General features: G+C 65.7%; 11 protein-coding genes. 6 read left to right on the top strand and 5 right to left on the bottom strand.

All coding sequences use genetic code 11. The features are described from left to right. Positions 1–88: 88 nt before the first annotated feature. Positions 89–1,225: a tRNA 2-thiouridine(34) synthase MnmA gene (mnmA, locus tag QTH97_RS14755; protein WP_286568975.1), complete on the bottom strand. Its 1,137-nt coding sequence runs from the start codon at positions 1,223–1,225 to the stop codon at positions 89–91. A 119-nt stretch (positions 1,226–1,344) separates the two neighbouring features. On the opposite strand from mnmA, the gene QTH97_RS14750 reads away from it, so the two are divergent. Next, positions 1,345–3,081 (top strand): long-chain-fatty-acid--CoA ligase, encoded by a 1,737-nt coding sequence (locus QTH97_RS14750; RefSeq protein WP_286568974.1) that lies wholly within the window; start codon positions 1,345–1,347, stop codon positions 3,079–3,081. Next, positions 3,078–4,673, top strand: a complete 1,596-nt coding sequence (locus QTH97_RS14745; protein ID WP_286568973.1) for a WS/DGAT/MGAT family O-acyltransferase — start codon at positions 3,078–3,080, stop codon at positions 4,671–4,673. The genes QTH97_RS14750 and QTH97_RS14745 overlap by 4 nt, the downstream gene beginning before the upstream one ends. Here the strand turns inward: QTH97_RS14745 and QTH97_RS14740 are convergent. Then, positions 4,585–5,583, bottom strand: a complete 999-nt coding sequence (locus QTH97_RS14740) for an LLM class flavin-dependent oxidoreductase (protein ID WP_286568972.1) — start codon at positions 5,581–5,583, stop codon at positions 4,585–4,587. The genes QTH97_RS14745 and QTH97_RS14740 overlap by 89 nt on opposite strands. Before the next feature lie 75 nt (positions 5,584–5,658). Here QTH97_RS14740 and QTH97_RS14735 point away from each other — a divergent pair, with 75 nt between their 5' ends. Then, positions 5,659–7,218: a phospholipase D-like domain-containing protein gene (locus QTH97_RS14735; protein WP_286568971.1), complete on the top strand. Its 1,560-nt coding sequence runs from the start codon at positions 5,659–5,661 to the stop codon at positions 7,216–7,218. Between the two features lie 37 nt (positions 7,219–7,255). On the opposite strand, the gene QTH97_RS14730 is transcribed toward QTH97_RS14735, so the two are convergent. From QTH97_RS14730 to QTH97_RS14720, 3 genes are read right to left on the bottom strand one after another with little or no spacing between them, the layout of a single operon-like run. Continuing rightward, positions 7,256–7,633 carry an SHOCT domain-containing protein gene (locus tag QTH97_RS14730; RefSeq protein ID WP_286568969.1) on the bottom strand — a complete coding sequence of 126 codons (378 nt, stop codon included), beginning with the start codon at positions 7,631–7,633 and terminating at the stop codon, positions 7,256–7,258. A 52-nt stretch (positions 7,634–7,685) separates the two neighbouring features. Further along, on the bottom strand, positions 7,686–7,913 hold the full coding sequence (locus QTH97_RS14725) for a LapA family protein (protein WP_286568968.1): 228 nt from the start codon (positions 7,911–7,913) through the stop codon (positions 7,686–7,688). A 39-nt stretch (positions 7,914–7,952) separates the two neighbouring features. Continuing rightward, entirely contained in the window at positions 7,953–9,383 is a 1,431-nt protein-coding gene (locus tag QTH97_RS14720; RefSeq protein WP_286568967.1) for a basic amino acid/polyamine antiporter, read from the bottom strand. A 440-nt stretch (positions 9,384–9,823) separates the two neighbouring features. Here QTH97_RS14720 and QTH97_RS14715 point away from each other — a divergent pair, with 440 nt between their 5' ends. The 3 genes from QTH97_RS14715 (at position 9,824) to QTH97_RS14705 (ending at position 12,695) form a co-directional block, all read left to right on the top strand. Continuing rightward, a complete protein-coding gene (locus QTH97_RS14715) occupies positions 9,824–10,279 on the top strand; it encodes a glycine zipper 2TM domain-containing protein (RefSeq protein WP_286568966.1) in 456 nt (151 codons plus the stop codon). A gap of 109 nt (positions 10,280–10,388) precedes the next feature. Further along, positions 10,389–12,212 (top strand): SLC13 family permease, encoded by a 1,824-nt coding sequence (locus QTH97_RS14710; RefSeq protein ID WP_286568965.1) that lies wholly within the window; start codon positions 10,389–10,391, stop codon positions 12,210–12,212. 126 nt (positions 12,213–12,338) lie between these two features. Further along, on the top strand, positions 12,339–12,695 hold the full coding sequence (locus QTH97_RS14705; protein ID WP_286568964.1) for a YgiW/YdeI family stress tolerance OB fold protein: 357 nt from the start codon (positions 12,339–12,341) through the stop codon (positions 12,693–12,695). Positions 12,696–12,822: the final 127 nt, after the last annotated feature.

Raw genomic sequence — 12,822 nt, 5'->3', positions numbered from 1 at the left:
ACACCGCGGATCCGGCTCCGCCGGTCCGCCGGTGTTGTCCCCGGTAGGGGGTCGCGGCCACACGAAGTGGGCAAGCCTGGGGGCGAGCCTAGTGATTCGACACGAAGTGCGCGGAGCCTGAGGGTGAGCTGATGACCCCGCCACCGAGGCAGATCTCCCCGTCGTACAGCACCGCCGACTGCCCCGGCGTCACCGCCCACTGGGGCTCCGCGAACTTCAGCCGGAAAGCACCGTTGCCGCCGTCGCGCAGTTCGCAGCTCGCATCGGCCTGCCGGTAGCGTGACTTCGCGCCATAGGCGCCAACGGCCGGCGCGTCGCCCGCCACCCAACTCGCGTCATCGGCCTCCAGCACCGGTGACAGCAGCCATGGATGGTCATGCCCCTGCACCACCCAGAGGGTGTTGGTCTCGACATCCTTGCGCGCCACGAACCACGGCGAGTGGTCGCCCGCGCCCCGTTGCGCGCCCTTGGCCTTGATGCCACCGATGCCGAGGCCCTGGCGTTGCCCGAGCGTGTAGAAGCTCAAGCCCTGGTGCTCGCCGATCTGGCGACCGCGCTCGTCGCGGATCGGCCCCGGCTCCTTCGAGATGTAGCGATTGAGGAACTCGCGAAAGGGCCGCTCGCCGATGAAGCAGATCCCGGTCGAATCCTTCTTCTTCGCATTGGGCAGCCCGATCTCGTCGGCAATGCGCCGCACCTCGGTCTTGCGCAGTTCGCCGACCGGAAACAGGGTCTTCGACAACTGGCCCTGGTTCAGGCGGTGCAGGAAATAGCTCTGGTCCTTGGCCGGATCGAGGCCCTTGAGCAGTTCGTGCCGGCCGGTGGAGTCGTTGCGCCGGACGCGGGCATAGTGGCCGGTGGCGATCTTCTCTGCCCCGAGCCGCATCGCATGGTCGAGAAAGGCCTTGAACTTGATCTCGGCATTGCACAGGACGTCGGGATTGGGCGTGCGCCCGGCCTGGTACTCGCGCAGGAATTCGGCGAACACGCGGTCCTTGTAGTCGGCGGCGAAGTTGACGTGCTCGATCTCGATGCCCAGCACGTCGGCCACGCTGGCCGCGTCGACGAAGTCGATGTTCGACGAGCAGTACTCGCTGTCGTCATCGTCTTCCCAGTTCTTCATGAAGATGCCGACCACCTCGTGGCCTTGCTGTTTCAGCAGGTGCGCCGTGACCGCGGAGTCCACTCCGCCGCTCAGGCCCACCACGATGCGCTGCTTTTCCATAGGGTGCGGATTGTCCCAGCACCGGCAAGCCGGTGCCCGCATCCGGGAAATCACCGAGAGGCGGACGCGCCCGCGCCGCCGGCCGGCTCCCACAATGGACTGACCAACCGGAGACAATCATGGTTTCTTCTCCCTCCAGCGCCACGCCCTGGACGAAGTCCTATCCGAGCGGCATGCGCTGGGATGCCGAGCTGCCCACCCGCCCTGTGCAGCAGATCCTCGACGAGGCCGTGGCGCAATGGCCCGACCGGCCGGCCATCGAGTTCATGGGGCAGGTCATCACCTACCGCGAATTCGGCGACGCCGTGGAGCATGCGGCCGCGGGCCTGAAGGCGCTGGGCGTCCAACCAGGCGTGCACGTCGGCCTCTTCCTGCCCAACACCCCGCACTACCTGATCGCATTCTTCGCGGTGCTGAAGGCCGGCGGCACGGTGGTGAACTACTCCCCGCTGGACGCCGAACGGGTGCTGGCCCACAAGATCGAGGACAGCCGGACGGACATCCTCGTCACCCTCGATCTCGCCACGCTCTACCCGCAGATGGCACGGCTGCTGGGCAACTCGCGCCTGAAAAAGCTGGTCGTGGGCAGTCTCACGGACTACGGCGGCGCCCGCGATGCGGTGCGCGCGCACCTGCAGGCCGCGGGCCAGCTCGCCGCGGTGCCTACGGACGACCGGCACATGAGCTTCACCCAGCTCCTTGCGAACGACGGCCGCTACCAGCCGCACGCCGTCGCCTCGGTCGACGACGAGATCGTGGTGCTGCAATACACCGGCGGCACCACCGGGCTGCCGAAGGGCGCGATGCTCACGCACGCCAACCTGTCATCCGCGTGTGCGCAGTACCTCGAATCGACCGGCGGCGATCCGCCGATCCTCGACCCGGGAAGCGAGCGGGTGCTGGTCGTTCTGCCGCTGTTCCACATCTATTCGCTGAGCGTGAACATGATGCTCGGCATCCGCCTGGGCGCGCACCTGGTACTCCACACGCGCTTCGACCTCGATGCGGTGATGCACGATCTCGCGGCCAAGAAGATCACGACGTTCCCCGGCGTGCCGACGATGTTCACCGCGATCATCAATCACCCGAAGGCCAGCGAGACAGACCTGCGCGCGCTGAAGTTCTGCGGCTCGGGCGGCGCGCCATTGCCGGTCGAGGTCGAGCACCGCTTCTTCGCGCTCACTGGCTGCCATCTCAACGAAGGCTGGGGAATGACGGAGACGTCGCCGACCGGCACCTTCACGCCCGCGCGCGGCATCCGCAAGGCCGGCTCCTGCGGCATGCCGCTGCCGGGCATCCGCCTCAAGCTCCTGAGCCTGGACGATCCGTCGAAGGAAGCCGCGATCGGCGAGCCTGGCGAGCTGTGCATCCGGGGCCCCAACGTCATGAAGGGCTACTGGAACAACGAGGCCGCCACCGCCGCATCCATGACACCCGACGGCTACTTCAAGAGCGGCGACGTCGCGAAGATGGATGCAGACGGCTTCTTCTACATCGTCGACCGCACCAAGGACATGCTGCTGTGCGGCGGCTACAACGTCTACCCGCGCGTGCTGGAGGAGGCGATGTACGAACACCCGAGCATCGCCGAGGTGTGCGTGATCGGCATTCCCGACGAATACCGCGGCCAGTCGCCCAAGGCCTTCATCAAGTTGAAGGAAGGCGCGCCGGGCTTCACTCTCGACGAATTCAAGCTGTTCCTGAAGGACCGCCTGGGCAAGCACGAGATGGTGGGTGCGATCGAGATCCGCGACGAGTTGCCCAAGACCCCCGTCGGCAAGCTGTCGAAGAAGGATCTGGTCGACGAGGAAGATCGCAGGCGGAGCCAGGCGGCCTCCGCGAGGAGCGCGTCATGATTCACCTCAGCGGCATGGACGCATCGTTCCTGCACCTCGAAACCCCCGAGTCGCCGATGCACGTGGGCAGCCTGCAACTGCTCGACCTCCCCGCGGACTACGAAGGCGACTTCGCCGAGGACGCCAAGAAGTACCTGAGCGGCCGGCTGCACCTGGCCTCGGTGTTCGTGCGCAAGCTGGCGATGATGCCCTTCGACCTCGCCAACCCGGTATGGGTGGACGATGACGACCTGGACCTCGAGCACCACATCCACCACGTGATCATGCCGAGGCCCGGAACGATGGCGCAGCTCGAGCGCCTGGTCGGACGGCTGCACTCGTCGCTGCTCGACCGCAGCCGGCCCTTGTGGGAGATCCACATCATCGAGGGCCTGCAGACGGGCCAGGTGGCGCTCTACAGCAAGATGCACCACGCGGCGATCGACGGCCAGGCCGGCGTCGCCGTGGCGAAGGCGCTGTTCGACATTTCGGAGACGCCTTCGGTGGTCAAGGCGCCACGCGCCACGCGCCGGCGAGATTCATCGCAACTCGGCATGGCTGAGCTTGCCAGCGCGGCACTGAGCAACACGGTGCAGCAGTACGTGAAGCTCATCCAGTCGATTCCGACCACGGCCAAGGCGATCACGAGCGTGCTGATGCCGGTGTCGGAGGCCACCGGCCAGCGGACTTTCGAGCTGCCCAAGGGCATGAAGACCGCGCCGAAGACGCCGCTCAACGTGTCGATCACCAACCAGCGCTCGTTCGCGGGCCGGTCCGTGCCGCTGGCGGAGATCAAGCAGATGGCAAAGGCGGCCAACGTCAGCCTCAATGACGTCGTGCTGGCGATCTGCGCGGGCGCGCTCAAGCGCTACCTGGCGGACTACGGCTGCAAGCCCGACAAGCCGCTGATGGCCGCGGTGCCGGTGTCCTTGCGCAGCGAGGGCAACACCGATCTCAACAACCAGGTGTCGACGATGCTGGTGAGCCTGGCCACCGACATCTCGGACCCGCTCGAAAGAATCGCGGCCATCCACGAATCGTCGAGCGAAGGCAAGAAGCTCACGGGCAACGTCAAGGCGGCCATACCGATGGACTTTCCATCGCTGGGCATGCCGTCGATCGTGTCGGGGCTGGCATCGCTCTATGGGCGCTCTGGCCTTGCCGACAAGCTGCCGCCGATCGCCAACGTGGCGATCTCGAACGTGCCGGGGCCCTCGTTCCCGCTCTACTTCGCGGGGGCCAAGCTCGCGACCTACTTCCCGGTATCGATCCCTGGGCACGGGCTGGCGCTCAACATGACCGTGCAGAGCTACAACGGCTCGCTCGAGTTCGGGCTCACCGCCTGCCGGCGTGCGGTGCCGGACGTGGCGGACCTTGCCGACTATGTCGTCGCGGAACACAAGAAGCTGCTGTCGCTCGTTCTTCAACACGATCGCAGCGCACAACCGGAGGCCGAGAAACCGAAGGCGGCGCCGGCGGCTGCAACGCTCCCTGCCAAGCCGGTAGCGAAGCGCAAGCCGGCGGTCAAGAAGCCGGTCGCGTCAGCGAAGACAGCTCCGCCACGATCTCGTAAGACCGCAAGCGGGCCTGATGGTCGAAGACCTGCGAGGTGATCATCAATTCGTCCGCGCCGGTGCGATCCACGAACTCCTGCAGCTTCGCCTTCACCGTGCCGCGCGAGCCGACGGCCGAACAGGACAGCACCGAATCCAGCAGTGCGTTCTCGGCCGGCCCCACGCGTTCGCGATAGCCCTCGACCGGCGGCGGCAGACGCCCCGGCCGCCCGCTGCGCAGGTTCACGAAGGCCTGCTGCCACGAAGTCGCACGGAATTCCGCCTCTTCATCGGTCTCGGCCGCGAACACATTGAAGCCGAGCATCACGTAGGGCTTGGCGAGTTGCGCCGAGGGCTTGAAGGTCTCGCGGTAGATCCGGATCGCCTGCATGAGCTGCTGCGGCGCGAAGTGAGAGGCGAAGGCGTAGGGCAGGCCCAGGTGCGCCGCGAGCTGCGCCCCGAAGGTGCTCGACCCGAGGATCCACACCGGCACTTCGAGCCCCATGCCCGGCACGGCACGTACGGGCTGCCGGGGCTCCTTGGACATGAAGTCCATGAGTTCGATCACGTCCTGCGGGAACTGGTCGGCATCGGACTGGAGATTGCGCCGGAGCGCCTGCGCGGTGCGCTGGTCCGAGCCCGGGGCGCGGCCGAGGCCGAGGTCGATGCGGCCCGGATAGAGCGACTCCAGCGTGCCGAACTGCTCGGCAATGACCAGCGGCGAATGATTGGGCAGCATCACGCCGCCGGCGCCGATGCGGATGGTCGACGTGCCAGCGCCGATATGGGCCAGTAGCACGGCCGTGGCCGCGCTCGCGATGCCGGGCATGCCGTGATGCTCGGCCAGCCAGTAGCGGCGATAGCCCAGTTTTTCGCCGTGCTGCGCCAGGCTGAGCGAGTTGCGGAACGACTGCGCGGCGTCGCTGCCTTCGGTGATGGGGGAAAGATCGAGGATCGAAAACGGAGTCATGGCGCTATCTTGGCCCGGATCCCGTCGCTTCAAGCGATGAAGGGATATTCGCCCGACTGCGGGTAGTCTCGGTCCATGGCATTGCGTTCATTCAGGCTCCTGGCGGCCCTCTTCATGCTGGCATTGGTCGGTTGTGGCTCACTTCCCGCCAACATCCAGCGCCCGGTCTCTCACAGCCTGCCGGCCTCGCCCGACAAGAGTCCGATCGCGCGACTTGCGGCGGACCAGTTGCCGGCAGGAGCCCAATCCGGCTTTCGCCTGCTGCCGCTGGGCTCGTACGCGCTCGACGCGCGGCTCGCGCTGATCCGTCGCGCCACGCAGACGCTGGATGTGCAGTACTACATCTGGGACAACGATGAATCGGGTCGCGCGGTCTTCAGCGCCCTGAAGGATGCGGCCGAGCGCGGCGTCCGCGTTCGGCTGCTGCTGGACGACCTGAACACCGCCGGTGTCGAAGAACTCCTGCAGGCCCTCTCCAGCGTACCGAACATGGAAATTCGCCTGTTCAATCCCTTCTGCTGTGCACGTACCAGCCTGGCGGGTCGCATCGCGACGTCCATGGGCGACCTGCCCCGGCTCGACCATCGCATGCACAACAAGCTGCTGGTCGCCGACGGCGCGCTGGCGATGGTCGGCGGCCGCAACGTCGCGGACGAATACTTTGCTCGCAACCGGGTGGCGAACTTCATCGACCTCGACGCGATCGCAGCAGGCCGCGTGGTTCCGCAATTGGCCATGCACTTCGATCGCTACTGGAACAGCGACGAATCCTTTCCCGTGACGTACTTCTCGAATTCGCGCGACCCCGGATTCAATGCCGGGTTGTTGCAGAGGCTTCTGCCGCCGGATGCGGGGCGAATCGAACTGGAGCTTCCCGACAAGGACCTCCTCGAGCTGGAGCCGGTCAGCAAGGAGCTCCGCGCCAACCATCTGACGCTGGTCCCCGGCCTTGCCTATGCGGTCGCCGACCGTCCCTCCAAGCGCTTCCTGCCACCCGAGGAACTGGAGTCCGGCAGCCTGATGACCGGCGCGGTCAATCAGATGCTCGGTGCCGGTTCGGAGCTGGTGGTGACTTCGCCGTACCTGGTCCCGGGAAAGCCCGGCATGCACGTACTGCAGAGCCTGCAGCGCAAAGGCGTGCGCATGACGCTCGTGACCAATTCGCTGCCCGCAACCGATTCGGCCTTCGTGTACTTCGGCTATGCGCGCTACCGGCCCCGCATCCTGAAGGCCGGCGTGGAGGTCTACGAGGTCAGCGCGAGCACGTCGCGCGACAGCAAGCCGGTGTTCGGCGGCGGCTCGTCGCGCGGCCGCCTGCATGCGAAGCTGGCAGTCATCGACGAGGAAGTCGTGCTGTTGGGATCGCTCAACCTCGACCCGCGCTCCGCGCGCAGGAACACGGAGCTGGGCGTCGCCGTCGACAGCCCCGAGCTGGCGAAGCAGGCGCTTCGCATCGTCGAGGCCATGAAGGCCGAGGCTTACCGCCTTCGGCTGGAGCCCGAAGGCGGGGCGCTGTCGTGGATTCCGCCCAACGAGGACGACGACCAGGCGCTCAGCGAAGAGCCGGGCGTGTCGGCATGGAACGCGCTGCAACGGCTTCTGCTGAATCCGCTCGTGCCCGAAGACCTTCTGTGAATCTTCCGCGAGGTGGCCGCCGCCGCCGCCGCAGGCGTCAGGCCAGGGCCTTGGCCTTCAGCTTCGCAAACTCCTCCTGGTTGATCGTGCCGGCATCCAGCAGCGCCTTGGCGTCGGAGATCTGTTCGGCCGGCGACTTGCCGGCCACCTGGCGGATGTACGCATCCGTGTCGGACTTGGCCCGCTGCACGCTGGCGCGTTGCCGCTCGGCCATTCCCCTGCCGCGCGCGACGATATAGACGATGGCAGTCAGCCCCGGCAGAAAGATCAAGCCGATCAGCCAGAGTACCTTGGATCCGCCGCCCAGATCCGAATCGCGGAACAGGTCGACGACGATCTGAAAAAGGATCAGGAGGTATGCGATCAACACGAAGGTCGACAGCATCAGAAGAATCAGATCCCAGAAATTGCTCATTTCATTTCCTCTCGTAGTTATGGCGATTGAAAAGCGGTGGCAGCGGCGCCGGTCAACGCGGACGGGCTGTCGCCTTGTTGGTCAATGAACGCAGAAGTCCCAGGACGAACCCGCCGGTGAACATGCCGAGGACGTAGACGACGAACACCAGGACCGAGACCGGCAGCGTCACGCTCATCGAGAACAGCGAGACCGTCGCCGTCTCCAGGTTCTGGACCTTGAACAGGATCACGATGCCGGCAAGGATCACGATCAGGGCAATGTAGACATAGCGATGCATGGGGTTTACTCCAGAAGGAAGAACGGAACATGACGTCGACTACACGGTGAGCATGCCGGTCGCCAGCGCGTACACCGCCGCGATCGCCGCGATGGCGAACACGGCGAAGGCGATCATCTCGGGGAAGGTGAAGAGTTGCTTCTTCTGCTCGCGCCGCGCGAGAAAGTAGAGGAAGGTCCCGGGCGCGTAGAGGACCGCGGAGAACAGCAGGTACTTCGGCCCGCCGGCGTACAGCATGCCCGCGGCATAGGCGACTGCAATCGCGCCGCGCACGCGGTCGACCGAGCGACCGCGTTCATCCGGCTTGTAGGTTTCGCCGGTCCATGCGAGCTTGAGGCCGTAGGCCGCGACGAGCAGGTACGGAATGAGCGTCATCGAGCTGGTCATCTTCAGCGCCAGCGTGAAGGCGTACTCGGCGAACCAGGTGACGAGCAGGAAGACCTGGATGACGATGTTCGTCAACCACAGCGCGGCGGAAGGAGTGCCGTTCTCGTTCTCGCCGGCGAGGAAGCTCGGCATGGTCTTGTTCTTGGCCGCCGAGTGGAGGACCTCCGCAGCCAGGAGAGACCAGGACAGGTAGTTGCCGAGGATCGAGATGAGCAGTCCGATGCTGACGAAGATCAGGCCCCAGGGGCCGACGATGGACGCCATCACGCCTGCCATCGCCGGCGTGGGGAGCGCCGCGAGATCGGGACGCAACAGCACCCCATAGGAGAGCATGGTGACCATGATCAGCAGGCACAGTACGCCGAGGAAGCCGAGCACGGTGGCGATGCCCACGTCCTCGCGCTTCTTCGCGTAGCGCGAATAGACGCTGGCTCCTTCGATGCCGACGAACACGAACACCGTGACCAGCATCGTGTTGCGGACCTGGGTGGCCAGGCTCGACAGGGACTGCTCTTCGCCGCCCCAGAAGTTCATCGCGAAGATGTCGGCCTTGAACCCGGCGATCGCGACGAAGATGAAGACGGCGATCGGCACGATCTTCGCGACGGTCGCGATGGTGTTCAGCGCCGCTGCTTCCTTCACGCCGCGCAGGATCAGGATGTGCACGGCCCACAGCAGGACTGACGCGGACAGGATCGCCACGACGGTCGTTCCATCGCCGAAGATGGGAAAGAACTGCCCCAGAGTGGCCTTGATCAACACCAGGCAGGCGACGTCGGCAAGGCAGCAGCCGATCCAGTAGCCCACCGCCGACGCAAAGCCGAGATAGTTGCCGAAGCCTTCCTTGGCGTACGCATAGATGCCGGTGTCGAGATCGGGCCGCCGCCGCGACAGGGTCTGGAACACGAACGCCAGCATCAGCATGCCGGTGCCGGCAATCGCCCAGGCAATCAAGGCGCCGAGACCGCCTGTCGAGCGACCGAACGCCGACGGCACGGCAAAGATGCCCGAACCGATCATCGAGCCGACGACCAGGGCCGTGAGTGCACCGCGCGAGAGTTGCTGGTCCTGAGGGGTGGTCATGCCGGGTCAGTGGCTTTCGCATCTGTCGCCATGAGGATCTCCTGTGTCGATGTCTCTTGGACAGGCGCGATCTAGCATCAGTGGCGTTCGAATCTTTGTCAAGCCTGCAAGGGAGGGGCGAGCGGGCCGCGCCGCACAGTGGCGGTGGCTGGATTTTTTGCCTTGCTGCGCAGATGATCGAGCCCCCGGACCTTGCAAAGGACCTTGCCATGCGATCACGAGTTGCTGCACGACGGCGCACGCTCAGGACCTGGAGACGAAGGGCCGGATCAAGATCGTCGGGTCGATGTCCGACCTGCGCAACGGCGTGGTGACCTTCCTGGGCTAGCGACGTTCAGCGCGTTTGCCCCAAAGGGCAATCGTTGCTGCACCTTCGGGCCATCGCCTCACGCACGTGTTCGATGCCATGATTTTTCCAACCTGACTGAAGGAGATGACCCATGAGAACGACAACGCAGCTTCTCTCCCGTTTCGCGGCTCTCGCGCTGGCCTTCCTGCTTGCGGCCTGTGCGGCACCGGGCTCGCAGTCGGACTCGATGACTGTGCGGCAGGGCGTGATCGAGCAGATCTCGCCGACTCAGATTCAAAGCTCGCATCACACCGGTGTCGGAGCTGTCCTCGGCGGCCTCGCTGGTGTCGGCCTCGGCAGCCTGATCGGCGGTGGCACGGGGCGCGACGTGGCGATGGTCGTGGGCGCCGTCGGCGGCACGATGGCGGGGGCCGAAGTCGCGCGGCGCTACGACCAGCCCATCGCGGGACAGCAGGTCTTCGTCCGCACGACCAGCGGCGTTCTGGTCGAAGTGACACAGCCCGCCACGCCGGGCCTGCGTGTGGGACAGCGCGTCTACATCGAGGGCAAGGGCGACGGCGCGCGCGTCATTCCGCAGGCGCAATGAACTGATCGCGCGCCGGATCGCATCGGCCATGTCCAATTCGTCATGAAGGACGCAGGGATCGACAAGCGCGACGCGTCCCCGGCGCCATGAGCGGGATCGACCCCGAGCCATGACCTACCAGCTCGGCATGGTGCTGGCCCTTCTCGCCGCCGCGATCACGATGTTCGCGATCAACCGGCCACGCACCGACGTGGTCGCTCTCATCATGATGGCGGCATTGCCGTTCACCGGCGTGGTCAGCATGCAGGAAGTGCTGGCCGGGTTTGCGGATCCCAACGTCGTGCTGATCGCGCTGCTGTTCGTGATCGGCCAGGGGCTCGTGCATACCGGCGTGGCGCGACGACTGGGCGACCTGCTCGTGGTCCGGGCAGGGCCGAACGAGACGCGGCTCATCGCGCTGCTGATGGTGATCGTGGCTGGCGTGGGGTCCGTGATGAGCTCGACGGCGGTCGTCGCGATCTTCGTCCCCATCGTGCTGCGCATCGCGAGCAACACCGGCATCGCGGCGCGGCGCCTGATGATGCCGCTCAGCGTGGCCGCGCTGATGAGCGGCACCCTGACGCTGGTGGCGACGACGCCCAACCTGCTCATTCACGGCGAGCTCGTGCGCGAGGGCTTCGAAGGCTTTCAGTTCTTCAGCTTCACGCCCTTCGGCGTGCCGTTGCTGATGATGGGCATCGCCTACATGCTGCTCACGCGGCGCTGGCTGGCGGGGCCGGAGGGCCCTGCGATTCCGCCCAGCAGGCGCACGGGGCTCGGCCACTGGATCGAGGAATACGCCTTGGCCGGGCGGGAGCATCGTTTTCGGGTGGCGGCGCACTCGCCGACCGTGGGTCACGTGATCGACGAACTCGAGTTGGAGGACGTGCCTGGCGTGAATGTCCTGGCGATCGAGCGCAGTGTTCGCTTCACCCGCAACCTGCTGCCACCGGGCACCACGATCGAAGCGGGCGACGTGCTGTTCGTCGACGTGTCCAATCCGGCGGCCGACATCGAGGATCTCAGCGGTCGACTCGCACTGGAAAGAGTTCCGCTGGCCGGCGCCTACTTCTCCGAGCACGCGCAGGACATCGGCATGGCCGAGGTGCTGGTGCCTCCCGGCTCCAGCCTGATCGGGAAGACGGTGGCCGAATCGCGCCTGCGCGCCATTCACGATGTGTCCGTCATCGGACTCAAGCGTGGCAGCGAGCCGGTGGCGGCGGACAGCGTACTTTCCATTCCGCTGAAGGCTGGCGACACGCTGTTGGTGGTCGGCATCTGGAAGGCCATCCGCAAGCTCAAGTCGGACATGGACCTGGTCATCTTCAACCTGCCGGCGGAGTTCGACGAGATCGCGCCGGCAGCAGCACGCGCTCCCTTCGCGCTGTTCTCTCTCGCGCTGGTCGTGACCTTCATGGTCACCGGCGTCTTGCCGAACGTGCAGGCCGCGCTCATCGGCTGCCTGCTGATGGGCTTGTTCGGTTGCATGGACCTGTCCACCGCCTATCGCTCCATCTACTGGCAGAGCCTGCTGCTGATCGTGGGCATGCTGCCCTTCTCGCTCGCGCTGCAGCGGACCGGCGGGGTCGACCTGGCCGCGCAGATGCTGCTGGATATCGTCGGCGAAGCCAGCCCGCGCGCGGTGCTCGCTGCAATCTTCGCGGTCACGGCGGTGCTGGGCATGTTCATCTCCAACACGGCCACCGCCGTGCTGATGGCGCCGGTCGCCCTGGCCGTCGCCAAGCACCTGCAGGCGTCGCCGTATCCCTTCGCCATGACGGTGGCACTGGCGGCTTCGGCGGCCTTCATGACACCGGTGTCCTCGCCCGTCAATACGCTCGTGGTGGGGCCCGGCGACTACAGCTTCATGGACTTCGTCCGCATTGGCGTGCCGCTCGTCCTTCTGACGCTGGTCGTGAGTGTGCTGCTTGTTCCGTGGCTTCTGCCCTTCTAGCGGAATCAGACTGTTCCCATGGATTGATTGCGGTCGAGCCTCCTAGAGTCTATGGCGCGGCCTTTGTCGCCCCTTCGGTGCCCGTCGCGATGGCGCCTCTCCCTCTCTCGATTCAAGGATCCGGACATGAAACAAGCCATGATCAAAGGCGGCCTGATCGCCGCCTTGCTGACAAGCGGCAACGCCGCTGTCGCCCAGTACGTCGGCCCGAGCGGGTCCCCGGTCACCACGGCCAGGCAGTTGGTCGACAGCGCACGCGACAAACAGTATGTCCGGCTGCAGGGACGCATCGTTTCGCACGACGGTGGCGAGAAGTACACCTTCGCGGACGAAAGCGGGCGGCTGTCCGTTGAAATCTCCGCGCACCGATTTCCTGCAGGGCAGCCCATCGGCGCCGACCGCCAGGTCGAGATCCTGGTGGAGGTCGACAAGGACTTGACCAAGACCGAGTTCGAGGTGGAGCAGATTCGCCTGTTGCCCTGATCGTCGGAGGCCTGCCGCCTCGACAAGTCACGCCGCAACTCGTGCGTCGAGGGCCCTCGGGCGTGTCCTCGGAAGTCGTCTTTCGGACGATTCTGATAGGCGCGAATCCGCACGGTTCATACCATCC

Source organism: Variovorax gracilis (assembly GCF_030317115.1).
Lineage (GTDB): Bacteria > Pseudomonadota > Gammaproteobacteria > Burkholderiales > Burkholderiaceae_C > Variovorax > Variovorax gracilis.
Note: the sequence above shows the minus strand (reverse complement) of the source record. Positions and strands in the feature narration are given on the sequence as shown.

Excerpts from the sequence above, each read along its gene's own strand:
- QTH97_RS14740 (WP_286568972.1), bottom strand. The coding sequence starts at position 5,583 with ATGACTCCGTTTTCGATCCTCGATCTTTCCCCCATCACCGAAGGCAGC.
- mnmA (WP_286568975.1), bottom strand. The coding sequence starts at position 1,225 with ATGGAAAAGCAGCGCATCGTGGTGGGCCTGAGCGGCGGAGTGGACTCC.
- QTH97_RS14745 (WP_286568973.1), top strand. The coding sequence starts at position 3,078 with ATGATTCACCTCAGCGGCATGGACGCATCGTTCCTGCACCTCGAAACC.
- QTH97_RS14750 (WP_286568974.1), top strand. The coding sequence starts at position 1,345 with ATGGTTTCTTCTCCCTCCAGCGCCACGCCCTGGACGAAGTCCTATCCG.
- QTH97_RS14710 (WP_286568965.1), top strand. The coding sequence starts at position 10,389 with ATGACCTACCAGCTCGGCATGGTGCTGGCCCTTCTCGCCGCCGCGATC.
- QTH97_RS14720 (WP_286568967.1), bottom strand. The coding sequence starts at position 9,383 with ATGACCACCCCTCAGGACCAGCAACTCTCGCGCGGTGCACTCACGGCC.
- QTH97_RS14715 (WP_286568966.1), top strand. The coding sequence starts at position 9,824 with ATGAGAACGACAACGCAGCTTCTCTCCCGTTTCGCGGCTCTCGCGCTG.
- QTH97_RS14735 (WP_286568971.1), top strand. The coding sequence starts at position 5,659 with ATGGCATTGCGTTCATTCAGGCTCCTGGCGGCCCTCTTCATGCTGGCA.
- QTH97_RS14730 (WP_286568969.1), bottom strand. The coding sequence starts at position 7,633 with ATGAGCAATTTCTGGGATCTGATTCTTCTGATGCTGTCGACCTTCGTG.
- QTH97_RS14725 (WP_286568968.1), bottom strand. The coding sequence starts at position 7,913 with ATGCATCGCTATGTCTACATTGCCCTGATCGTGATCCTTGCCGGCATC.
- QTH97_RS14705 (WP_286568964.1), top strand. The coding sequence starts at position 12,339 with ATGAAACAAGCCATGATCAAAGGCGGCCTGATCGCCGCCTTGCTGACA.